Genomic DNA, 22,847 nt, shown 5'->3' with positions numbered 1-22,847 from the left:
CTGCGTTCATTGCTCAAGATCGGTCCCCGGTGTGGCACGCTGCAGCAGCGCCATGCCGCGCTCGACGGAGAGCGCGGTTCGCACGCCCTCCAGCGACAGCCCTAGCTCCACCAGCGTGATGGCGACGGCGGGCTGCATGCCCACCACCACCGCCGTGGCCGAAAGGACACGGGCGATGCCGGAGATGCTCACCAGCATGCGCCCCACGAAAGAATCCACGATCTCCAGCGCGGAGATATCGATCAGCACGCCCGTGGCGCCGGTCTGTGAGATCCGTTCCGCCAAGTCGTTCTGCAGGGCCACGGCTGTCTGGTCCTGCATGTCGATCTGGATGGACACCAACAAGACCTTGCCCATGCGCAAGATTGGTACACGTTCCATCGTTGGTACCTCAAACGCGCAGGCTGACGCCCCAGCCGGTTTTCTGCAGTGCCAGTGCGAGGGCGTCGGCCAAGGTGGCCTTAGTGCTGATGTCCTTCAGATCGATGCCCAGATGCACGATCGTTTGAGCGATCTGCGGCCGGATGCCGCTGATGATGCAGTCTGCTCCCATGAGGCGGATGGCCGTCACCGTCTTCAACAGATGCTGCGCAACCAGGGTGTCCACCGTCGGCACGCCCGTGATGTCGATGATCGCGAGTTCGGACTCGGTTTCAACGATCTTTTGCAGCAGGGTTTCCATCACCACCTGAGTTCGGTTGCTATCGAGCGTGCCGATCATGGGAACGGCCAGGATGCCGTCCCACAACTTGACGACAGGCGTAGACAGTTCCAGGAGCTCTTCCTGCTGGCGGACGATGATTTCCTCCCGTGCCCGCTGGAAGGTCGTGACGGTATGCTGGGCCATGCTATCCACCAGCAAGGTCGCGGCCCAGATCGCATCGATGGTGGCAGAGGTGTCCGCTGCCGGCTTGCTCTGGACATGTGCGAACAGGGGTCGTTTGAGCGACAGGATGAAATTGCTGGTATCGCCTGCGCTGTGGCCCTGTGCAGCGCGGGACCGCGACAGTTCCTCCAGCATCTGCCGGGGCGACGCCCAGGCCTGGGAGGAAAACTGCGTGGGGTCCGCCCCTGCAGCCAAGGCCTGCCGCACGCCGTCGAGCAGTTCGCCTGCCTCCCTAGAGGCGGATTTGGCCAAGTTGGGGCTCGCGATGCGGGCCTGCTCCATCCAGGCCTGGATCAGACCGTCTGCTTCTTGCTGCAAGGCCTGATGAATGAGGCTGCTCATAAATGTGATGGTGAATGAGGTCTCCTCCCCGCGGACTGCGGTGCCAACCAAGCTGGTCGGCAAACGGAAGGACAACTCGTTAAAGAATATTTACACATGTAAATTCTGCCCGGTCTGGACGAGTTTCGGCGTGGGAATAGTCTTACGCGGCTTAGCAGTCCCTCTCTGACGTTTTTGGCTCTCTTGCGCCCCAACGAGCCAGGGCGGTGGATACCGTAGGCCCCCGCCTACGCGGCGTCAGACGCATTTCCTGCAATGCCTTGTTGCAGTGCAACAGAGCATGGCTTCTTTAAAGAAGCCCGTTCCATGCCCACCCCGATTACGTCCACCAGTGCCCCTGCTTTGCGGGCGCAGTCCATTACGTGGCACCACCGTCAGTACGACAACCTGGGTGCCCATGTCCGTCAGGACGGCGTGCATTTCGGTGTCTGGGCCCCGAATGCCCGAAGCGTGTCGCTTATCGGCAGCTTCAATGGCTGGACACCTGAGCCGCTTCACATCGATCCGGATGGAACCGGCATTTGGCGCGGTGTGAGCGATGCTGCTCGCGCGGGCGATCTGTACAAGTTCCGGGTACAGGACGCGCAAGGTCAATCGCAGGACAAGGCCGACCCCTACGCATTTCGGGCGGAGGCCTTGCCGGGAACCGCGTCCCAGATCTGGCGTCTGGACCATGAATGGGGTGACCGCGAGTGGATGGCCTCCCGCGCGCAGCGCCAGGCCATGGACGCGCCCATGTCGGTCTACGAGGTGCACCTGGGATCGTGGCAACGCCAGGAGGACGGCCGTTACCTGAACTACCGCGACATCGCGCACCGGCTTGCCGCGCATTGCCAGGCCATGGGGTTCACCCATGTGGAACTGATGCCCATTTCCGAGCATCCGTTCTACGGATCGTGGGGTTACCAGACCACCGGCTATTTCGCACCTACCGCGCGCTACGGGAACCCCCAGGATCTCATGGCGCTTGTCGACACGTTGCACCAGCACGGCATCGGCGTGATCCTGGACTGGGTGGGCTCGCACTTTCCAGCGGATGCCCACGCCCTCGCCCGCTTCGATGGCACGGCGCTGTATGAGCACGAGGATCCGCGCAAAGGCTTTCATCCCCAGTGGAACAGCCTGATCTTCAACTACGGTCGCTATGAGGTCCGCGATTTCCTGATCAGCAGCGCGCTGTTCTGGCTGGAGAAGTACCACTTCGATGGCCTTCGCGTGGATGCCGTGTCGTCGATGCTGTACCTCGATTTCGCGCGCAACCCCGGTGAGTGGGTCCCCAATGCGCAGGGCGGGCATCAGAACTGGGAGGCCGTGCAGTTCCTGCAGGACCTCAACAGCGCCGTCTATGGCGCGTTCCCGGACGTCCACATGATCGCGGAAGAGTCCACCGCCTGGGAGGGTGTCTCGCGCCCGACCTATGCCGGCGGTCTGGGCTTCGGCATGAAGTGGAACATGGGTTGGATGAACGACACCCTGCGGTACACGCAGCGTGCCCCTGTGCACCGCCACTGGCATGAGGGCGATATCCGCTTCTCCGGTGTTTACGCGTTCGACGAGAACTTCGTGCTCGCGCTGTCCCACGACGAGGTGGTCTACGGCAAGCACAGCTTGCTGATGCGCCAGCCGGGCGATGACTGGCAGCGTTTTGCGGGACTTCGCACGCTCTATGGCTACATGTGGTCGCACCCGGGGAAGAAGCTGCTCTTCATGGGCGGCGAGTTCGGCCAGATCGAAGAGTGGCACCACGAGCGCACGCTGGATTGGCACCTGTGGGCCCACGCCCGCCACAGCGGCCTGGCGCGATGGGTGGCTGACCTCAACCGCGCATACCGGGCCTTGCCCGCACTCCACGCCAGCGACTTCGATCCCGCCAGCTTTTCCTGGGCCGTGGTCGAGCCGCACCACAGCACGGTGATTGCCCTGCTGCGCCGTGCGCCGGACGGAGAGTCGGTGCTGGCCGTTCACAACATGACGCCCACCCCGCATGCGGGCGTGCGCATCGGCGTCCCGCACTCCGGCTTCTGGCACGAAGTACTGAACAGCGATGCGCAGCCCTACGGCGGCAGTGGCGTAGGCAACTGCGGCGGCGGAGAGGCGACGCCCGATGCATTCGGAGGCCAGCCGGCCAGCCTGCAGATCACCGTGCCCCCTTTGTCCAGCCTCTATTTCTCAACCCGCCCCCTGGGGGCATGACCCTTTTCCTGGAGCTCCCCATGTCACGCACACGCAATGTCCTGGCTATCGTTATGGCTGGCGGTGAAGGGTCACGCCTGCATCCCCTGACCGCAGAACGCTGCAAGCCCGCCGTCCCCTTCAACGGCAAGCACCGCATCGTCGACTTCGTCCTGTCCAATCTGGTCAACTCGGAGATCTACTCCATCTACCTGCTGGTGCAGTACAAATCGCAGTCGCTCATCGAGCACATCCGCCAGTCGTGGACGATGACACGCTTCATCCCGCAGCACTTCGTCACTGTGGTTCCGCCGCAAATGCGCAATGGCCCCGAATGGTTCCAGGGAACGGCGGACTCGGTGTACCAGAACATCCACCTCATCGAGAACTTCCAGCCGGACATCGTGGCCGTGTTCGGGGCCGACCACATCTACCGCATGGATGTGCGCCAGATGATCGACTTCCACACGGCCAGCAACGCGCATGTCAGCGTCGCCACCCTGCCCGTTCCGCTGTCGCAGTGCAACCAGTTCGGCATCGTCGAGGTGGACGCTCAGCACCGCATCGCCCAGTTCGTCGAGAAGCCTGCCACCACGTCGCCCATGCCCGGCAGCAGCACGCACGCCCTGGCCTCGATGGGCAACTACCTCTTCAATGCCGATGTGCTGCTGGACGCGCTCAAGAAGGCGCATGCCACCGGCCACTCCGACTTCGGGCGTGACATCCTGCCGACCATGCTGCAGTCCCACCGCCTCATGGCCTACGACTTCAACACCAACCACATCCCCGGTACCGAGGCGTATGAGGAACACGCCTACTGGCGCGACGTCGGCACGATCGATGCGTACTTCGATGCGCACTTCGACACCCTGGGCGCCACCCCGCGCTTTCGCATGACCAACCGCCAGTGGCCCATCTACGCCAGCCCGGACCAGGCGGAGTCTGCCCAGATCGAAAACGGCGTGCTGCACCGTTCGGTAGTGGGCTCCGGCAGCATCGTCGACGGCGCCACGCTCGACCACGCCATGCTGCGGCGCTCGGTGCTAGTGGAGCGCGATGCGTACCTCAATCATTGCATCGTGATGGAGCGCTCCCGCATCGGCACCGGGGCCCAGGTGCGCCGGGCCATCATCGACCAGGACAACGACATTCCGGCCCACGAACGCATCGGGTTCGATCTGGAGGCTGACCGCAAGCGCTTTCACGTGACCCCCAGCGGCATCGTCGTCGTGCCGCGCCAGTTCTTCCCGGCACGCCAGGCCAGCGATGAGGGCCGTGGGAACGTGGGCCGTCTGCGTCCCGCAGGCGCTGCCGGCTACCAGGCGCCGGTGAGCGGCAACTTCAAGGCTGCAGCATGAGGCCCGTGACGCCTGCTGCCGGCACCCTGACGGCTACGGTCAAGCGGTCGCGCGCCACGCGTCACCGGGTCGAGCGGGGCGAGCCTGCACCGCTCGGTGCGTCCGCCAGCCGGCATGGCGTGAACTTCGCCATCTACTCCCGTATCGCCGACAAGGTCGAAGTCTGCCTCTTCGCCGAAGATGGCCGCGAGACGGAGCGTATCGAATTGCCTGGCCTGACCGACGATGTCTGGCACGGATTCGTCCATAGTCTGAAGCCGGGCCAGCGCTACGGGCTGCGGGTCCACGGGCCTTACGAGCCCGAGCAAGGCCATCGCTGCAATCCGGCGCTCCTGCTGATGGACCCGTACTGCAAGGCCCTGGCCGGCCGCGTGCAGGGTGCGGCAGACCAATTCGGCTACGTGCTGGGTCAGCCCGAGGAGGACCTGCTGCCCAGCACCGAGGACAACGGCTCCACGGCACCCAAGGGCCGGGTGATCCGCTCGCGTTTCGACTGGGGTGACGACCGCCCGCCGCGCATTGCCGATGAGGACACGGTGTTCTACGAAGTGCATCTGAAGGGCTTCACCCAGACGCTGCAGGAGGTGCCCGTCCCTTTGCGCGGCACCTACGCCGGGCTGGCCCACCCTGCGGCGATCGCCCACCTCAAGCAACTGGGCGTGACGAGCATCGAACTGCTGCCCGTCCAGGCCTTCATCGACGACCAACGCCTGGTGGAGCTGGGCCTGTCCAACTACTGGGGCTACAACACCATCGCGTTCTTCGCGCCCGAGCCGCGCTATGCCACCGACACCGCGCGCGCGCTGGACGGCGGCGTGGACGAATTCAAGGCCATGGTCAAGGCCCTGCACGCTGCCGGTCTGGAGGTGATTCTGGACGTGGTCTACAACCACACGGGCGAAGGCAACCACCTGGGCCCCACGCTCAGTCTCAAGGGGATCGATCATTCCGCCTACTACCGGCAGGCCGAGGACGGTCGTTTCTGCGTGGACTTCACGGGCACCGGGAATACGGTGGACAGCAGCAGCCCACCGGCCCTGCGCCTGGTGCTCGACAGCCTGCGTTACTGGGTCGAGGAAATGCACGTGGACGGCTTCCGGTTTGACCTCGCCAGCGCCCTCGGCCGCGACGCCGCCGGCGACTACACTTGGCGTGCTCCCTTCTTCACCGCCATCGGGCAGGACCCGGTATTGTCGCGGGTGAAACTCATCGCGGAGCCCTGGGATCTCGGGCCCTACGGCTACCAGCTCGGCGGCTTTCCCACGGGCTGGATGGAGTGGAACGGCCGCTACCGCGATGCCGTACGCGACTACTGGGCCAATGCCGACGGCTCTTTGCCCGGCTTTGCGGCCAGCCTGTGCGGCTCCGCGGACCTGTTCGAGGCGCGCCGCCGCCGACCCACCGCGAGTGTGAACCTGGTGACGGTCCATGACGGCTTCACCCTGGCGGACCTGGTCAGCTACAACGAGAAGCACAACGAGGCCAACGGAGAAGACAGCCGCGACGGCGAGAGCCACAACCGTTCGTGGAATTGCGGCGCCGAAGGCGAGACTGACGATGCGGAGGTATTGGCTCTGCGCGGCCGTCAGCAGCGCAACCTGCTGACCACTCTGTTTCTTTCGCACGGCACGCCGCTCCTGCTCGGGGGCGACGAACTCGGTCGGACCCAGCAGGGCAACAACAACGGCTATTGCCAGGATGGCCCTCTGTCCTGGTTCGATTGGGATCGTGCCCAGCAGTACAGCGGCCTCCAGGCCTTCACCAGCGCGCTGATCGCACTGCGGCGGCAGTTGCCGGTCGTGCGGCTGAGGGAGTGGCCGCACCACGCAGCGGGAACACCGCCTTGCGTGACGGTCGAATGGCACAGCGTCTGGGGGCTGGGGATGACGCCCGCCGAATGGGATGACCCGTCGGTGCGCTGCATTGCGGCGGTCATGGAGAGCCGCATGGCATCGCAGGATTCGGTGCTGATGCTTTTCAACGCTTCGGGCGAAGAAGCCACGTTCACCCTGCCCGCGGACGACTCGGGACGCCGCTGGGCGCTGCGCGTCGACACCCGCGATGAACAGGTGATGGACGCGGGCGATGGGCCGTCGGTACAGGAAGGCGAGCAGTACAGCCTCCTGCCCCACTCCCTGGCGGTCTTCACGGCACCTGCGCGTCCTTCCGATCAGGCCGAGGCATGACCGACCGAAACGGGGAGCGCGGCGCGCACGAGATGCCTTTCGGTGCGCGCCTGCATCCCGACGGAGGTGCCGACTTCCGCCTGTGGGCCCCTGCTGCGAAAGATGTGGCACTCCAGTGCCAGACCGGGGCGGCTGAAGTGCCGCCACAGCCGGCCACAAGAGGCGACGGCGGCTGGTGGCATGCCCATGTGCCGGGCGCCGACGCCTCTACCCGTTACCGGTGGCAGATCGACGGCGGCCAGGTCGTTCCCGATCCGGCCGCACGGCACGCCCCGCAAGGCCCCCACCAATGGTGCGTTCTCACCGACCCGCTCGCCTATTCGTGGCGCACTGCGGGCTGGAAGGGACACCCATGGCAGGACCTGGTGTTCTACGAATTGCATGTCGGCACCTTCACCCCGGAGGGCACCTTCGCGGCGGCCCAGGTGCATCTTCCCCGGCTGGCGGCTCTGGGCTTCACGGCCGTCGAACTCATGCCCCTGGCGACCTTTAGTGGGGATTGGGGCTGGGGATACGACGGCGTGCTGCCCTTCGCCCCGCATCCTTCCTACGGGACACCCGACGACCTCAAGTATTTCGTGGACGCCGCGCACGCGCTGGGCCTGTGCGTGTTCGTGGACGTGGTCTACAACCACTTCGGCCCGGACGGCAACTACCTGCCGCTCTACGCCCCGCAATTCTTCTCATCCACCCATGAAAGCCCGTGGGGGCGTGCGATCAACTTCGACCAAGACGGTAGTGAGGTCGTGCGCGAGTTCTTCATCCACAACGCGCTGTACTGGATCGAGGAGTTTCGGGTGGACGGCCTGCGTCTGGACGCCGTGCATGCCATCCTTGACGACGGCCCTGCGCACATCCTGCAGGACATCAGCCAACGGGTGCGCGCGCTTGCGCAGTCCGAGGGCAGAGAGGTCCACCTGGTGCTGGAGAACGAGAAAAACCAGGCGAGCTGGCTGCAGGGCACCGCGGTGGCAGGACGCTACGACGGACAGTGGAACGATGACTTTCACCATGCAGTGCACGTGCTGCTGACCGGGGAGTCGCACACCTATTACGGGCGGTTTGCCAGCCACCCCATGGATCTGCTGGCCCGCGTGCTGACGGAGGGCTTTGCGTTTCCCGAAGGGGTCACCCCGTCCGGCGCCGTCCCGGCGGTACCGCTGCCGGCGCTGCTGCAGTTCATCGGAAACCACGACCAGATCGGCAACCGAGCCTTCGGCGATCGCCTGGCGGCGCTGGCACCGACCGAGGCCGTCGAGCTCGCCCTGCTGCTGTCCCTGCTGACGCCGGCGACACCCATGGTGTTCATGGGGGACGAGTTCGGTGCCACCACCCCCTTTCTGTACTTTGCCGACTGGGAGGGCGAATTGCGCGAGGCCGTGCGTGCCGGCCGTATGCGTGAGTTCAGCCATGCCGTCCCGGAAGGAAGAACGCTGCCCGATCCCTGCAACGCGGACACCGTGGAGGCCAGCCGGCTGGACTGGGTGCAGTCCGAACTGGTGCCCGCCCGGCAGCGCAGCGACCTGGTGCGCCAGGCGCTGGAGGCCCGGCGGCAGTGGTTCGTGCCTCGCAGCGGCCTGCTGGCCACCGGCCGTCACACCAGCGAACGCATCGGCGAGCGCGGCCTGAGAGTGCAATGGGCCTATGCCGACGGGAGCGCGTGCTGGCTGGAAGCCAACCTCGGACCGGATCCCGTGGAAGATGTACCGCCCCGCCCCGCAGGTGAACTGCTGTTCCAGCACAGGTGGCTTGATGATGGTGAAAGCGGCTCTGCCGCCTGGGGCCCCTGGTCTGCACGCTGGATCTGCACGCCGGCAGCGCATTGATTCCGAACGGACACAAGAGATGACGCAAGAACTGCTGCAGCGCGCCGCGCGCGCGGGCATCGCGACCGAATACACGGGCTTCTGGGGACACCCCGTCCAGGTACCTACCGCTGTGTTGCAGCGTGCCTTGGACGCCATGGGGCCGCACGACGATGCGGCGCAATGTTCGTTCGCCGTGGTGCGGGCGGGTGAAGCGCAATCCATCCAACTGCCCGCCGCTGGAGCGTGGCAGCTACGGGATGCGGACCGCCCGGACGCGCCCGCTGTCGCGCAAGGCCAGGGGGATTCCGCCCTCTGGACCGCGGATATTCCCGCAGGCTACTACCGGCTGCACTGCGGGGACGATGCCCTCTGGGTTCTCGCCGCGCCAGAGCAATGCTGGCTTCCCGAGGGCCTGCAGCAGGGGGAACGGTGGTGGGGCATCGCCGCGCAGATGTATGCGCTGCGTTCGGAACGCAGCTGGGGCATCGGGGACTTTTCGGACCTGCTGCAGTGCGTGCGTCTGGCCGCTGCCCAGGGTGCGGCTTTCGTAGGCGTGAGTCCGCTGCATGCATTGCGCGCAGACCGGCCCGACGCCGCCAGCCCCTACAGCCCTGCCAGCCGCCTGGCGCTGAATGTGCTGCACATCGACGTGACAGCCTTGCCGGAATACCTGCAGTGCGTCCGCACCCAGTCGCTGTGCCAGTCGGCCGACTTTCTGGCACGACTGGACGCCGTGCGGCAGAGCGCCACGGTCGATTACCCTGCCGTGGCTGCCCTGAAACAAGCGGCGCTGGCACAGCTGTGGCAGACCTTTCGCGACACCGCTTGGACGGGCGATGGCGAACGCGGACGTGCTTTCGACGCCTTCTGCACCACCCATGCTGCCACCCTGGGCCTGCACGCTCGCTACGAGGCCATCCAGGCCGTGCTGCAGGCGGGCGATCCGGCCATCTGGGGCTGGCCTGCCTGGCCCGAGGCGCTGCGGGACGTCCGCTCCAGCGCAGTCGAAGCCTTCGCGCGGGAACATGCAGACGCCGTAGCCTACCGTTTCTGGCTGCAGTGGGTCGCCCACGAACAGCTGCAGCGCGTGAGTGCCCGCGCCCGCGCACTCATGCCCATCGGCTTGTACTGCGACCTGGCTGTGGGTGCGGCCGATGGCGGTACCGACACCTGGTCGCATCCTGATCTGTATGCGCGCGGCATGAATGTCGGCGCCCCGCCGGATCCGCTGAGTGCGCAGGGGCAGGACTGGGGCCTGCCGCCGGTCAACCCTGTGGCGCTTGCGGATGCCGGCTTCCGGCCCTTCCGTCAGCTGCTGGAGGCCACGATGCGGCCTGCCGGTGCGTTGCGAATGGACCATGTCATGGCGCTCATGCGCCTGTTCTGGACCAGCCCGGACGGCGGCACCTACGTCAGCTACCCGATGGATGCGTTGCTCGCCGTGCTGGCAATCGAAAGCCATCGCCACCGGTGCATGGTCATCGGTGAAGACCTGGGTAACGTGGTCCCGCGCATGCGCGAAGCCATGGCGAGCCACGCGCTGCTGTCGTACAAGCCGCTGATCTTCGAACGGCTCGACCAGGGCGGTTTCCGCCCTCCCTCGCAGTGGCCTGCCCAGGCCCTCGCCGTCGTCAGCACCCATGACCTGCCCACGCTGGCGGGCTTCTGGGCGGCAGACGACGTCGCCGTGCAGCAGGCGCTCGGCTGGCTCGACACGGACGCCCAGGTCAACGCTCAGCTGGCCCGCGCCCAGGACCGTACCCGCCTGCTGGCAGCTTTGCAGGCCGAAGATCTGCTGCCCGACGGCGTGACGCTGGATGCGCAATCCGCTCCCGAGATGACCCCGTCGCTGGCCGCTGCCGTGCATGCACTGCTGGCCCGCACGCCCTGCCTGCTGGTGGGCGTCCAGCTGGAGGATCTGACGGGGCAACGCGAGCAGCCCAACGTGCCGGGCACCACCGAGGAGCGCCATCCCAACTGGCGCCGCCGCATGGGTGTTCCGCTAGAGGCGCTGGCTTCCCAGCCGTTCTTCGCCGCCATCACTGCGGCGGTGCGTGCCGAGCGCGGCGGGCTGCCGCAGACCGAGTCGGCATTGCCTGCTCTCGGCACTGCCGATGTGCCGCGTGCCACCTACCGTGTTCAGTTGCACGCGGGCTTCACCTTTGCACAGGCGCAGGAAACGGTCCCCTACCTCGAAGCGCTCGGCATCAGCCACCTCTACACCTCGCCCTATCTGAAGGCTTCCAAGGGCAGTACGCACGGCTACGACGTGACCGACCCGTCGCAGGTGAATCCCGAGATCGGCACCGATGCGGACCATGCGGCCCTGTGCGCGGCACTGGCCGCCAGGGGGATGGGACATGTGCTGGACACGGTGCCCAACCATATGGGGGTGGAAGACCCCGGAAACCTCTGGTGGCAGGATGTTCTGGAGCACGGCCAGGCATCGGCACACGCCAGCACCTTCGACATCGAGTGGTGGCCTTCCAACCCGCAGACCCGCGGCCGCGTGCTGCTGCCTGTGCTGGGAGACCACTATGGCAAGGTGCTGGAGGCGGGCGAGTTGCAGGTTCGCTTCGACGGCGAGACCGGCCGCTTCCAGCTGACCTACTGGGAGCGTGCACTGCCTCTCGACCCGCGTTGCTACGCCGATGTGTTGGCCGCCGCCCCGTGGCCCGTGTCTGGGCCGGGCGTCGAGGCCCACGATGCAGCGGCATTGCACTCGCTGGTCGACGCGTTCGCCCAATTGCCCTCCCATGATGCCCACGACCCCACGGCACGCGCCGCGCGCCTGCGCGATGCGCCTCTGCTCCGGCAGCGTCTGAGGGACCTGGCTGCGGCCTTGCCCTGGGTGCGCGATGGCATCGCCACGGCCCTGGCACACATCAACGGCACCCCGGGCGACGGCCCGAGCTTCGACCTGCTGGACCGCATTCTCCAGCGCCAAGCCTATCGGCTGGCCGATTGGCGGGTGGCCGGCGACGATATCAACTACCGGCGTTTCTTCGATGTGAACGCCCTGGCCGCCATCCGCATGGAGGAGCCGGCCGTGTTCGATGCCGCGCATACCCAGATCCTCCGGTGGCTGGCGGAAGGCAAGGTGCAGGGCCTGCGCATCGACCACCCGGACGGCCTGGCAGACCCGGCCCGCTACTTCGAGCGCCTGCAGCAGCGCTACCACTGGCTGCGCCAGACCCAGGGGCAGCCTGACCAGGCGCTCTACGTGGTCGTTGAAAAGATCATGGCGGAGCACGAACCGCTGCCGCCCGACTGGCGGGTGCATGGCGGCACGGGCTACCGGTTCGCCACCCTGGTCAACGGCGTGTTCGTCGACACCGACGCCCAAGCGGCCTTTGATGCCGTGTACGAAGGATTTACCGGCGACCGCAGCGATTTCGAAGAGTCTGCCTGTGCCTGCAAGCGGCTGATCATCGAGACGGCCCTGTACAGCGACCTCAACTGGTTGGTGGAAACGCTGTCCAAGATCACGCGCGCGGACCGCCGGGTCTGCGACTTCACGCGCAACCAGCTGCGGGTGGCGTTGGTCGAAGTCGCCACCCGGTTCCCGGTCTACCGCACCTATGTGCTGCCCGGGCAGGCGGAGGCCAGCGACACGGATCGCCAGCACATCGCATGGGCCATTGCCGCGGCCCGCAGGCAGCTGGGAACGTCCGAAGGAGGTGTTTTGGCCTACCTGCAGGGTGTTCTCCTCGGGGAGGACGGACCGGAGCCGGCGCTTCGCTCCGGCTTCGTGCGGCGTTGGCAGCAGTTCACCGCGCCCGTCATGGCCAAAGCGGTGGAAGACACCCTCTTCTACCGCTACGTTCGCCTCGTCTCCCTCAATGACGTGGGCGCGGAGCCGCGGCGCTTCGGCCTGTCGGTGCCCGCCTTCCACCAGGCGAACCAGCAGCGTTCGCGCTACACGCCCCATGGTCTGTTAGCCACATCGACCCACGACAGCAAGCGCTCGGAAGACGTGCGGGCCCGCCTGAACGTACTGTCCGAGATGCCGCGCGAGTGGCAGGCGACGGTGCAGGCGCTGCAGGCAGCGGGCGAGCGCTTTGAGAGCGTGGTGGACGAGGCCCCCGCCCCCAGCGCGCGGGACCGCTGGGCTCTGTTCCAGGCGCTGGTGGGCATCTGGCCCGCGGACGGCGCCGATGCGGCCAGCCTGCCGGACCTGCGTGGACGCATCCAGCGCTACATGGTCAAGGCCATGCGCGAGGCCAAGCTCCAGAGCAACTGGCTCTTTCCGCACGAGGCCTACGAGGCCGCAGTGGCGCAGTACATCGAGAAGACCTTGGCCACGGACCGGTTCGTCGGCATCCTGCAGGACTGGGTGCGCCGCATCGCTCCCTACGGCTTTCGCAACAGCCTGTGCCAGGTGGCACTCAAGCTCATGGCGCCGGGCGTGCCGGATGTGTACCAAGGGTGTGAACAGTGGAACTTCTCCCTCGTGGACCCCGACAACCGCCGCCCCGTCGACTTTGCCGCGCTTTCCGGCCGGTTGCAGGAACTGCAGTCCTGGTATGCCGGCGGCCGCTATCCGGACGAAGCCCGCTGGCGCAGTGTGCTGGGCGGCAGCGCCGCCATGCCCGATGCCGCCAAGCAGCTCACGACCTGGCGGCTGCTGCAGACGCGCGCCCGCTACGCCAGCCTGTTCCGAGAAGCCATCTATCTGCCCCTGGTGGTGGAAGGCCCCGCGTCCGCCCACGCGATTGCCTTCGCCCGCATCCTGGACGGTACGGCGGTGGTGGTGGTGTGCAGCCGGCTCCTGGCCCTCTGGAACTCCGCGCAGGAAGGACAATGGCGCGACACGCGGGTCGTGGTAGCCAGTGCGCACCCTGCGCTGGGCAAGCCGGGTCGGTGGGAGGATGCCTGCACCGGCCAAACGCTCGCCAACGCTGACACGATCACACTCGCCACGGTGCTTGGCGATATCGGGCCCGGTGGCAGCCGCCTGCCGTTCGCCGTCCTGACGCCTGCCGAGAATCCCGCATGAAAATCCTGTTCGTCACCTCTGAATGCGCGCCCATGGTGAAGACCGGCGGCCTCGGCGATGTCAGTGCCGCACTGCCCCAGGCCCTGGCGGCAAAGGGATGTGACGTGTCCATCCTGATGCCTGCCTACGGTGACATGGCGTTGGGCGGTGCCTTGTCGCACATCGTCGCTCTGCCTGCGCATGGCCCGTGGCCCGCCGCCCAACTGCTGCGCATCGAGCGCCCGCAGACGCCGGACCTGCTCCTGCTGTCGTGCCCCGCGCTGTATGGCAGCGCGCAGAGTCCTTACGGCGATCCTGCAGGCGATCTCTACGCGCAGGCGCTGCGCTTTGCTCTCCTGGCGCGCACGGCGGCGCTCATCGGCTCGGCCGACAGCCCGTGCGGCTGGCAGGCCGACATCGTCCATGCCAACGATTGGCCGTGTGGATTGGCACCGCTGTATTTGCGGCAGCGCCGCGTGGCCGGTGACGCCACGGTGGCCCGCAGCGTGATGACCATCCACAACCTGGCGTTCCAGGGGGTGTTCCCGATGGCCACGGCCGATGGGCTGGAGGTGCAGGCCGAGCACCGCGGAATCGAAGGGGCCGAGTTCTGGGGCGAACTGTCCATGCTCAAAGCCGGATTGCAGTTCGCTGATGCGATCACCACCGTCAGCCCGACCTATGCCCGCGAGATCCAGCAGCCGGCCCTGGGCTTCGGGCTCGATGGCGTGCTGCGCGCGCGGGCAGCACATTTGCACGGCTTCATCAACGGCATCGACACGGCCGTGTGGAACCCGGCTGCCGACCCCTTCCTCGCTGCGCCGTATGGCGCGGACCACCTCGATGCCAAGGCGCGCAACACCGCCGCGCTGCGCGAGGACTGTGGCCTGTCGGCCAGCACCGGCCCTCTGTTTGGCCTCGTGGGTCGGCTGACTTCGCAAAAGGGTGTGGACTTGGTACTTGGGGGCGCGCGGCGGTTGCTGGCACAGGGTGCTCAACTGGCAGTGCTGGGACGCGGTGATGCGGCGCTGGAACAGGCCCTGGTGGATCTTGCCGCCCGCCATCCCGGCCAGGTGCATGTGTCGCTGCGCTTCGACGAATCCATGGCCCACCGCATTGAGGCAGGGGCCGATTGCTTCCTCATGCCGTCACGCTTCGAGCCTTGCGGCTTGAACCAGATGTACAGCCAGGCCTACGGCACACCGCCCCTGGTGACGGCCACCGGTGGTCTCGCCGACACCGTGCAGGATGTGGATGCGCGCTTGGCGACCGGTACCGGCTTCGTGATGCGGAGCGCCTCGCAGGCGGCCTTCGATGCCACGGCAGACCGCGTGCTGGCGGCGTGGCGCCAACCCTCGCTCTGGAAGGCCCTCCAGCGCCGGTGCATGCAGCAGGACTTCAGCTGGGAGCGCGCTGCATCCCCCTATGCCGCGCTGTACGCATCGCTGTCCGGCCAGCCTGCGCCCGCGTCGGCCTGAGGCCGCGTTCAGCCACCCTTCTTCCCTGGGCTGCCGGCTGAGCCCGGGGGAGGAGGCATGACCAAGTCGAGCGAGGCCCCGGGATCCTCTTCCCCCGCCACCGAGTCGAGTGTCGCCTCCTTCACAGGTTCGCGGTTCGACGCGCCCTCTTTCGCATGTTTGCCAGATGCTGGAACCGCACGGGTTGTATCGTCGGGATCCGTTGAGGTCAGAGGCTCGGTCATGGGGTCATCCTTTCCAAAAGAGGGTTCCGGGTCGCCATGCCCTGCTTCAACGGCTGGCAGGTGGCACGGCCGGGCGCGCGCCGTGGGCATACACATGCTGCTGCCCTGTCGGGTCGGTGATCTGAACGGCGCGGCCCTTCTGCCACGCATCCGCCCCCGGTGCGACGGCCGGTGCATCGATGGTCTCGCGGTTCTTTCGCCTTTCCTGGCTGTCGACGCCCAGGCGCCGGTCTCTGTCAGCCACCATGGCCGGGTCCGCTTGCCCATCGGCAGTGAAGCCCATCATGAGTTGGGGCACGCCGAGCGGCAGCTCCTTATGTTGGTCGGTGTGCCAGGTGTGCCAGGTCTTCCCGTACGTGCCCACGAGCTTCTTCATCAACTCCTGTTCGGCGAACTGGGGAATGCCCGGAGCCACGAGCTGGCCGGACTTGACCTCGTGCACATGGCTGTGCCACAGCGGCTTCTCTGCGGCAGGCAAGCTGTTGAATAGGCGCGCGCTGATGATGTATTCCACCCCCATCAGCTTGGCGTTGTGGACGTTGCCGTCGTAGATGGCGCACTGGATCACTTCCTCGTTGAGCAACGCGCAGTAGTGATGGGCCTCCATCTGCCCTTGCATCTGACCGCTGTAGAAGTGAAACCCGTTCAGGTAGGCATTGAGCGCTTCCACGGGCGGCTTGTCCTGCAGCGCGGCGGCACCGCCTTCCAGCAACCGCGTGTCTTTGGCCTTGGGCGCCCCGGGCGATGCCACGGGGGAAGCGGAGTCGTCCCCGCCGCAACCTGCCGCCAATGCCGCTGCAACCAGTACCGGGACCATCGTGATGCGCATGGAGAGCTCCACAAAAGAAGCTTCAATCTCGCGCGCATGGGCGCGGTGGGGTGCCAGACAGCGCCCCGCCGCGCCGTGGGACGTGCGTTGGCCTGCGGTGCCCGACCTCCGCTGCAGGGGCTGACTTGCCGGCCTCCCTGCAAGGTGGGACCGAGTCCTACGCGACGGGGCCAGGTGGAAGCCCGAGCCTGCAGGAAGGGATGCAACGGCCCGGCCGATCCACCGAGCCGCCCTGTCCTTTTTTGACCACTGACTTGAGGAGTTCTCCCATGCCCATCGATCCGCGCAGCGCAGGACCGCGCCCCCCCTTCAGCCACCAGCAACCGCTGACTCCGCCGGGCCATACCGGCGACATGGACCCCCGGCCCGACCACGGCGAAACGTCCTACCAGGGCAGCGGCCAGTTGCAAGGCCGCAAGGCGCTCATCACCGGCGGCGACAGCGGCATCGGCCGTGCGGTCGCCCTCGCGTTTGCCCGGGAAGGTGCGGACGTGCTCATCTCCTACTTGGAGGAAGAATCCCGGGATGCGCAGGAAACCATGGATCTGGTGAAAGCGGAGGGTCGCAAAGCCATCGGCGTGCCGGGTGACATCCGCGAGGAGCACCATTGCGAGACGCTCGTCGAACGCGCAGTACAGGAGCTGGGCGGGATCGACATCCTGGTCAACAACGCGGCCTACCAGATGTCTCACGCCAGCCTGGAAGAGATCAGCGGCGAGGAATTCGACCGCACCTTCCGCACCAATGTGTACGCCACCTTCTTCCTGAGCAAGGCCGCCGCGCGCCAGATGCCCCCGGGCGGCTCGATCATCAACACCGTGTCCATCAATGCCGACAAGCCCAACCAGACCTTGGTGGCTTACGCTGCCACCAAGGGGGCGCTACAGAACCTCACCGGCGGCATGGCCCAGCTGCTCGCCGACAAGGGCATCCGGGTGAATTGCGTCGCTCCGGGCCCCATCTGGACGCCGCTGATTCCTTCGACGCTCGATATCGACAGCGCGCGCAGTTTCGGCAAACAGGTTCCTCTGAAGCGGCCTGGCCAGCCCTGTGAGGTCGCGCCCGCCTTCGTGTTGCTCGCGTCGGACCGGGGCAGCTACATCTCTGGCGCCACCGTCGCCGTGACCGGCGGTGTGCCCTTGATCTGAGAACGTTCCAGGCGGTGCGGCGGGGCGCCCTAGAGCAGCGGAGCCCTGCGCCCGCCTGCCCGCCGAAGTTCGGCACGCCCCTCAGGCGTGATGGCAAGCACCTCGGCGTCCGCGCCTTCCTCTGCCCCATCCTCCGGCATGCGCACCACCACCAAATGGGCCGCGCGCAGCACGCGCAACTTGTCGATGGCGGCGGGTTCGTGCACCCTCAGCGGCAGTTTCTGTGACGACAGTTCGGACAGGTATTCCAGCGGCATGCTCGGACAGTGCGAAAGAGTGAAGAAGGCTGAAGCCGCAGAGGTGCGGGGTCTTGGATGATAGAACGGCAGGCCCGTGTTGCAAGGGTCTGCGGCATGCACCCCGGCGAGGGGGCGGCATGGCTACCTACAAAGTGCGGTGGGTAGCGCCCCCACTCTCGGTGTATCCCCGAATACGCGGTTTCCGCGCCGCTTGCCTGCCATGAAAGCCATCGCCATCCTGGTGGAGGACAACTCCACCATCCGCCAGAACCTCATACCCGCCATCCAGGAGCTTGCCGGCATGGACGTGGTCGCAACCGCCGAAGATGTCGACGAGGCTTTGGCAGCCCTTGACCGCTTCGACTGGGACTTGGTCGTGCTGGATCTGTTCCTGCGCCACGGTTCAGGCCTTGATGTGTTGGCAGCGGTCCCTCCACAACCGGAAGGCCGCCGTATCTTTGTCCTGACCAACTACGCCACGGCGGATATTCGCCAGCGCTGCGTGGCACTCGGCGCAGACGCCGTGTTCGACAAGTCGACCGAACTGGATGCGTTCTTCGAGCGCTGCATGGACATCAGCGCTGCGGGTCACCATGCCGTTCAGGCCCCGACAGGACGCGTCGCCGCTGCGCACGCACCGCACCGGCCGCCTGTGGTGCTGGGCAGGTGATTCATCTGCTGCGCCGCACCTTCAAGCCACTCTGTCCATCCAACCTCTGCGCCGCCTCGGCTCCAAGGAACTTCGATGACGCCCTACCCGCCCAGTGACGCTCCCAGCGTGGAAGAGACGCTGCTGACCCTCGACCACCTGCTGGGCAAGATGGAGCGGTCTCAGAAACAACATGACGAGGCCTTGCGCGCGCACCTGGAGCGGCTGCAGGCCGCCATCGGGCGCCATGTCCCTGGCGAGGCCGCGGACGCAGCCCTGCCTTCCAAGGCGCTGGCGTTGGGCTACCGCATCCAGGAATGTGCCGAATGGCAGCGCAACCACCAGCATGCGGCGGAGCAGTACCTGAATGCGATCCAGGTGCTGACCGAACACGTGCACGGCTTGTATGCGCCCCCGCCCGCCGCTCTTGAAGGTTGACAGCAAGGCGGCGTTTTGCCGCCCACCGCCTTGTGCCGCTTTCTAACGGTCGCTGCAGGGGCGGGTGATGATCTCGTAGTCGATCGGTTTGAAGCTGCCGTTGTTGGAGTTCTCTGCCGAGCAAGAGGTAAGCCCGCACACCAGATTCATCTCGGCCCGCAGCTCGATGTAGTCGCCTGCCCGTGAGCGCGGCGCCTTCACCGCGACAGCGCCGTCCGGCCCCACTTCCACATTCATGAAGACGTTGAACGTGGTGCCGATCTGCTCGGGGCGGATGCCGAACTCTGCGAGGTTCGTGTAGAGGTTTTCGAAGCAGCTGGGGTGGTGCCCTTTGTGCTGGTAGAGGATTTCGAACATCTCCTGGCTGCAGGGCGTCAGCAGAAAATCGTGCCGCCCTACCAGGTCTTCGACGATGGTGAACATCGGCCGGCTGTCGTTCGAGTACAGCACATCGCCCTTGCTCAGGTAGATCTTGGAGGCGTAGTCGATGGTTCGGCCCGACGACAGGCTGCACGCATGCTCCCCGTCCTTGAAGGCGAAGAGATCTGCCACCTGCTCGCCCAGCGGATCGTAGATCCGGAGCACCTCGCTAGCCCTCAGGCGGAAGGCGACTCCCGATTGCGGCGGAATGCGGCAGGTGCCGCAGCTGACGTCATGCATCTTGTTTGGCTTTCGAATGAAACGGGCATTTCCAATCGGCTCCGACAGCGCGCCCCGAGTACTGCCGGGCCTCCGATGCTTCTCCGAACCGGGCCAGCACCGGGTTGATCGATCCCTGCAAGGCCACGTCGCGGGCGCGGATGGCGTCCTGCATCGTGGCGTACTTGCCGGTCTGCTTGAGCAACTCGAATTGCTCGTGGAAGTTGAAGACCAGGCATGGCACGGGTGCCTGACGGGCCATCCGCGAAGCCCCCGGATGCAGGCCGACGATGAAGTACGCACGCCCCCCCACGCTGAAGGAAAAGTCACTGCGGGTCGGGTCCTCGCTCACATCGGTGGCCCATGCAGTCCCCCGCGCGGTGTCGATGTCATGCAGTTGCTGCAGTTGCTGCCACAGGCGTTGCTCGAAGGTGCGTTCGTCCATCCGTTCGTTGTCGAACGCAGCGATGAAGGTCACGGGGACGGCGCCCGGCTCGGGATACTGGCGGCCGTACGCAACGACCGCGTCATGCAAAGCCTGTGTATGCGCGGCATCGCCCAGCGCGCCGAACTGGCGTACGTCCAGACGGCCCTTGTTCAGGGCGGACTTGGCGCCCACGCAGGGAAACGCCCGGTCGGCAATGTAGTCGCGCAGTTGCTGCGCCACGTCGGGGGCCGCAAGGGGCGGATGGGACAGGGGGATGGATGTGCAGTGCATGCACCAAAGCTAAGGGTTGTGCGAGGCCTTGCCCTAGGCCTATTGGCCGGCGTCTGCGTGGGAGCGCGAGCGCAGGCCCTGTAGGCGGCCCGCTGCCTTGTGCAAGCCGCAGGACTACAAACCTCGGCAAAAAATCCGCGGATGCGGCCCCCACGAAAAACGGCCCCGCAGGGCCGTTGGATGACGCGCTGGGTGCCCGGCGGAGCCGGACACCGCCCAAGCGCTACAGCCGCGCCTCGCGAGAGAAGTCGCGCGGGGCGCTGAGCGCCATCAGGAACGCGTCGATATCGGCTGGGGCACCTGCTTCGCTGCGGATCAGGGCCGGGTCCGCCACGGGGCCGCCTGGCGCCGTCGGTGGCAGCGCAGCGTCCAGCAGTTGCGTCGCGGCGCCCACGGCCAGGATGGGCTTGCAGTGGCGGTACTGGTCACGGATGAAATCACCCACATGGTCGTCGCGCTGCAGCGCAGCCACGCCGTCGCCACCGGTCACCACGAGCCCATCGAACAGGAAGCCGGGCGAGTTCTCGGTGGAGGCATCGGCATCCGCCGCCGTGCCGTCGGCCAGTACCACCGGCCCGATGCGGCTGGCCACCAGGCGGCCCACGGCGCCCCGCTCCAGCAAGGCCTTCTGCACGCTGCGTGCCGCTTTTCCGTCGCTGCCCGGGGCCACGAGGATGGCGACCTTGCGCCCGGCGATGGAGCCATCACCCGGGCGAGCCAGCAGGGACAGCGCCTCCGAGCGCGTCACCTCGGGCGCTGCCACCTCGCTGGCGGCCAGCGGCATGGCCGGCGGCAGCACGTCCATGCCCAGATCGCCCGCCACGGCCTGCGCCAGCGTGTCCGACACATTGCGCAGCGATGACACCATGCGCTCGCGGATCGCGGGTACGGTGACCTTGCTCAGCTCGAAGCGGTAGGCCGCAATGATGTGCGCCTGCTCGGCCGGGGTCTGGCTGTCGAAGAACAGCTTGGCCTGGGTGTAGTGGTCGGCAAACTTCTCGGGCTTGGCGCGCACCTTGGGCTGCAGATCCTTGGCATCCTGGCGCGAGGCGACCGACATGAAGCCTTGCGCGGCCCCGGCCTGGAACGGGCAGCCGCCTGCCAGCGAGTTGGGCTCGTACGAGACGCGTCCACGGTGGATGGCCTGGCGGTGCATGCCGTCGCGTTGGTTGTTGTGCACCGGCGCAACCGGCGAGTTGATCGGGATCTCGTGGAAGTTGGGCCCGCCCAGGCGCGATATCTGCGTATCCACGTAGGAATGGATGCGGCCGGCCAGCAAGGGGTCGTTGGTGAAGTCGATGCCGGGAATCACATGGGCGGCACAGAAGGCCACCTGCTCGGTCTCGGCGAAGAAGTTGTCCGGGTTGCGGTTGAGGGTCATCCGCCCTACCACGCGCAGCGGCACCATTTCTTCGGGAACGATCTTGGTGGCATCCAGAATGTCGAAGCTGAAGGACTCGGCCTGCTCCTCGGTGAACACCTGCACCGCCAGGTCGTACTGCGGGAAGGCGCCAGCCTCGATGCGCTCCCAGAGGTCGCGGCGGTGGAAGTCCGGATCGGCGCCCGAAATCTTCACGGCTTCGTCCCACACCAGCGAATGCGTGCCGGCCACGGGCAGCCAGTGGAACTTGACGAAGTGCGACTCGCCGGCCGCATTCACCAGCCGGAAGGTGTGCACCCCGAAACCCTGCATGGTGGCGTAGCTGCGCGGGATGGCACGGTCCGACATCACCCACATCAGCATGTGCGTGGATTCGGGCATGAGCGACACGAAGTCCCAGAAGGTGTCATGCGCGCTGGCGGCCTGGGGCATCTGGTGGTGCGGCTCCGGCTTTACGGCGTGGACCAGGTCGGGGAACTTCATCGCGTCCTGGATGAAGAACACGGGCATGTTGTTGCCCACCAGATCCCAGTTGCCTTCGTCGGTGTAGAACTTCACGGCGAAGCCGCGGACGTCACGGGCCGTGTCCTTGGAGCCGCGTTCGCCCTGCACGGTGGAGAACCGCACGAATACCGGGGTGACCTTGCCCACCTGCTGCAACGGCGCCGCTCGGGTCAGGTCGGCCAGCGAGTCGGTGCATTCGAAGATGCCATGCGCACCGGAGCCGCGGGCATGCACGATGCGTTCGGGAATGCGCTCGTGGTCGAAGTGCGTGATCTTTTCGCGCAGGATGAAGTCTTCCAACAGCACCGGGCCGCGCGGGCCGGCCTTGAGCGAATTCTGGTTGTCGGCAATCGGCACCCCCTGGTTGGTCGTCAGCACGCGGCCCGACGAATCCACCCGCACCCGTTCCAGCGCGTCGATGGTGTTGTTCACTCCTTCCAGCGCGGGGCCGCCGGTCTTGCTGTTGGCCTCGGCCTCGCTGAGGGTGCTGGCCGTGGGCAGGCGCGATGCGGGCGTTGCCGTGATGCCGGGGTTGGTCGCCAAGCCGTTCTCGGTGCCGTGCTCCAGCGCCTTGGTGCTGTTGTAGGGCATGGCGGCTGCCAGCTCCTGTGTTTCCGACATCTTGGTGGCGGCGAGGTCATCGACCTCCACAGGGGCCGGCTGACCGGGGCCGCTGTCGGTATTGCGGGCCGCGGCCTGCGCGGCGACGGCGTCGTGCGCGTTGGTCTTCTTGTTCATGCGATGTACTCCTGGGTCGTGGAGCCGCCACGCTGCAGGCCGCGCGGATGGCGCTGTGTAGGAAGTTGCCCCGCAATGGGACGGGCGCGTTCGCATCGCCGCGCCTTGTGACGGCGGCGCCGGTCGGGTGCC

16 protein-coding genes are annotated in these 22,847 nt (G+C 66.5%); 9 read left to right on the top strand and 7 right to left on the bottom strand.

What is annotated here, in order from left to right:
* Positions 1–6 precede the first annotated feature (6 nt).
* On the bottom strand, positions 7–381 hold the full coding sequence (locus QE399_RS16510; protein ID WP_309830372.1) for an STAS domain-containing protein: 375 nt from the start codon (positions 379–381) through the stop codon (positions 7–9).
* A 10-nt stretch (positions 382–391) separates the two neighbouring features.
* Positions 392–1,228 carry an STAS domain-containing protein gene (locus tag QE399_RS16505; RefSeq protein ID WP_309830370.1) on the bottom strand — a complete coding sequence of 279 codons (837 nt, stop codon included), beginning with the start codon at positions 1,226–1,228 and terminating at the stop codon, positions 392–394.
* Positions 1,229–1,534: 306 nt separating this feature from the next.
* Between QE399_RS16505 and glgB the strand changes: the two genes are divergently transcribed.
* Genes glgB through glgA form a run of 6 tightly spaced genes read left to right on the top strand, consistent with a single transcriptional unit; the run spans position 1,535 to position 15,208 of the window.
* Positions 1,535–3,421 carry a 1,4-alpha-glucan branching protein GlgB gene (glgB, locus tag QE399_RS16500; protein WP_309830369.1) on the top strand — a complete coding sequence of 629 codons (1,887 nt, stop codon included), beginning with the start codon at positions 1,535–1,537 and terminating at the stop codon, positions 3,419–3,421.
* A 20-nt stretch (positions 3,422–3,441) separates the two neighbouring features.
* On the top strand, positions 3,442–4,758 hold the full coding sequence (locus tag QE399_RS16495; protein WP_309830367.1) for a glucose-1-phosphate adenylyltransferase: 1,317 nt from the start codon (positions 3,442–3,444) through the stop codon (positions 4,756–4,758).
* Positions 4,755–6,944 carry a glycogen debranching protein GlgX gene (gene glgX, locus QE399_RS16490; protein ID WP_309830365.1) on the top strand — a complete coding sequence of 730 codons (2,190 nt, stop codon included), beginning with the start codon at positions 4,755–4,757 and terminating at the stop codon, positions 6,942–6,944. Before QE399_RS16495 ends, glgX begins: the two co-directional genes overlap by 4 nt.
* On the top strand, positions 6,941–8,770 hold the full coding sequence (gene treZ, locus QE399_RS16485) for a malto-oligosyltrehalose trehalohydrolase (protein ID WP_309830363.1): 1,830 nt from the start codon (positions 6,941–6,943) through the stop codon (positions 8,768–8,770). Before glgX ends, treZ begins: the two co-directional genes overlap by 4 nt.
* Positions 8,771–8,789: 19 nt before the next feature.
* Positions 8,790–13,751, top strand: coding sequence for a malto-oligosyltrehalose synthase (gene treY, locus QE399_RS16480; protein WP_309830362.1), 4,962 nt, complete (start codon positions 8,790–8,792; stop codon positions 13,749–13,751).
* Positions 13,748–15,208, top strand: coding sequence for a glycogen synthase GlgA (gene glgA / locus QE399_RS16475; protein ID WP_309830360.1), 1,461 nt, complete (start codon positions 13,748–13,750; stop codon positions 15,206–15,208). The genes treY and glgA overlap by 4 nt, the downstream gene beginning before the upstream one ends.
* Before the next feature lie 270 nt (positions 15,209–15,478).
* On the opposite strand, the gene QE399_RS16470 is transcribed toward glgA, so the two are convergent.
* Positions 15,479–16,261 carry an OBAP family protein gene (locus QE399_RS16470; RefSeq protein ID WP_309830359.1) on the bottom strand — a complete coding sequence of 261 codons (783 nt, stop codon included), beginning with the start codon at positions 16,259–16,261 and terminating at the stop codon, positions 15,479–15,481.
* 269 nt (positions 16,262–16,530) lie between these two features.
* Here QE399_RS16470 and QE399_RS16465 point away from each other — a divergent pair, with 269 nt between their 5' ends.
* On the top strand, positions 16,531–17,409 hold the full coding sequence (locus QE399_RS16465; protein ID WP_309830357.1) for a glucose 1-dehydrogenase: 879 nt from the start codon (positions 16,531–16,533) through the stop codon (positions 17,407–17,409).
* Positions 17,410–17,438: 29 nt separating this feature from the next.
* Here QE399_RS16465 and QE399_RS16460 read toward each other — a convergent pair whose 3' ends face one another.
* On the bottom strand, positions 17,439–17,666 hold the full coding sequence (locus QE399_RS16460; RefSeq protein ID WP_309830356.1) for a hypothetical protein: 228 nt from the start codon (positions 17,664–17,666) through the stop codon (positions 17,439–17,441).
* Positions 17,667–17,868: 202 nt separating this feature from the next.
* Here QE399_RS16460 and QE399_RS16455 point away from each other — a divergent pair, with 202 nt between their 5' ends.
* Both QE399_RS16455 and QE399_RS16450 read left to right on the top strand, forming a co-directional pair.
* The gene (locus tag QE399_RS16455; RefSeq protein WP_309830354.1) at positions 17,869–18,318 is read left to right on the top strand and encodes a response regulator; all 450 of its coding nucleotides are present in this window, start codon (positions 17,869–17,871) and stop codon (positions 18,316–18,318) included.
* Between the two features lie 75 nt (positions 18,319–18,393).
* The gene (locus QE399_RS16450) at positions 18,394–18,735 is read left to right on the top strand and encodes a hypothetical protein (protein ID WP_309830352.1); all 342 of its coding nucleotides are present in this window, start codon (positions 18,394–18,396) and stop codon (positions 18,733–18,735) included.
* Positions 18,736–18,777: 42 nt separating this feature from the next.
* Here the strand turns inward: QE399_RS16450 and QE399_RS16445 are convergent, their stop codons facing one another.
* From QE399_RS16445 to QE399_RS16435, 3 genes are all read right to left on the bottom strand, one after another.
* Positions 18,778–19,395 (bottom strand): DUF1989 domain-containing protein, encoded by a 618-nt coding sequence (locus QE399_RS16445; RefSeq protein WP_309830350.1) that lies wholly within the window; start codon positions 19,393–19,395, stop codon positions 18,778–18,780.
* Entirely contained in the window at positions 19,388–20,041 is a 654-nt protein-coding gene (gene gntA / locus QE399_RS16440) for a guanitoxin biosynthesis heme-dependent pre-guanitoxin N-hydroxylase GntA (protein ID WP_309830348.1), read from the bottom strand. The genes QE399_RS16445 and gntA overlap by 8 nt, the downstream gene beginning before the upstream one ends.
* Before the next feature lie 274 nt (positions 20,042–20,315).
* Positions 20,316–22,715, bottom strand: a complete 2,400-nt coding sequence (locus QE399_RS16435) for a catalase (protein WP_309830346.1) — start codon at positions 22,713–22,715, stop codon at positions 20,316–20,318.
* Positions 22,716–22,847 lie beyond the last annotated feature (132 nt).

Source organism: Paracidovorax wautersii (assembly GCF_031453675.1).
In the GTDB taxonomy this organism is placed as follows: domain Bacteria; phylum Pseudomonadota; class Gammaproteobacteria; order Burkholderiales; family Burkholderiaceae_C; genus Paracidovorax.
The sequence above is the reverse complement of the archived record's forward strand: the minus strand, read 5'-3'. Positions and strand labels throughout refer to the sequence as shown.

Bases quoted from the DNA above. Each gene is read 5' to 3' on its own strand.
- glgX (WP_309830365.1), top strand. From the start codon at position 4,755: ATGAGGCCCGTGACGCCTGCTGCCGGCACCCTGACGGCTACGGTCAAG.
- QE399_RS16510 (WP_309830372.1), bottom strand. From the start codon at position 381: ATGGAACGTGTACCAATCTTGCGCATGGGCAAGGTCTTGTTGGTGTCC.
- QE399_RS16450 (WP_309830352.1), top strand. From the start codon at position 18,394: ATGACGCCCTACCCGCCCAGTGACGCTCCCAGCGTGGAAGAGACGCTG.
- QE399_RS16465 (WP_309830357.1), top strand. From the start codon at position 16,531: ATGCCCATCGATCCGCGCAGCGCAGGACCGCGCCCCCCCTTCAGCCAC.
- QE399_RS16495 (WP_309830367.1), top strand. From the start codon at position 3,442: ATGTCACGCACACGCAATGTCCTGGCTATCGTTATGGCTGGCGGTGAA.
- QE399_RS16460 (WP_309830356.1), bottom strand. From the start codon at position 17,666: ATGCCGCTGGAATACCTGTCCGAACTGTCGTCACAGAAACTGCCGCTG.
- QE399_RS16455 (WP_309830354.1), top strand. From the start codon at position 17,869: ATGAAAGCCATCGCCATCCTGGTGGAGGACAACTCCACCATCCGCCAG.
- treZ (WP_309830363.1), top strand. From the start codon at position 6,941: ATGACCGACCGAAACGGGGAGCGCGGCGCGCACGAGATGCCTTTCGGT.
- glgA (WP_309830360.1), top strand. From the start codon at position 13,748: ATGAAAATCCTGTTCGTCACCTCTGAATGCGCGCCCATGGTGAAGACC.
- QE399_RS16445 (WP_309830350.1), bottom strand. From the start codon at position 19,395: ATGCATGACGTCAGCTGCGGCACCTGCCGCATTCCGCCGCAATCGGGA.
- QE399_RS16470 (WP_309830359.1), bottom strand. From the start codon at position 16,261: ATGCGCATCACGATGGTCCCGGTACTGGTTGCAGCGGCATTGGCGGCA.
- glgB (WP_309830369.1), top strand. From the start codon at position 1,535: ATGCCCACCCCGATTACGTCCACCAGTGCCCCTGCTTTGCGGGCGCAG.
- QE399_RS16435 (WP_309830346.1), bottom strand. From the start codon at position 22,715: ATGAACAAGAAGACCAACGCGCACGACGCCGTCGCCGCGCAGGCCGCG.
- treY (WP_309830362.1), top strand. From the start codon at position 8,790: ATGACGCAAGAACTGCTGCAGCGCGCCGCGCGCGCGGGCATCGCGACC.
- QE399_RS16505 (WP_309830370.1), bottom strand. From the start codon at position 1,228: ATGAGCAGCCTCATTCATCAGGCCTTGCAGCAAGAAGCAGACGGTCTG.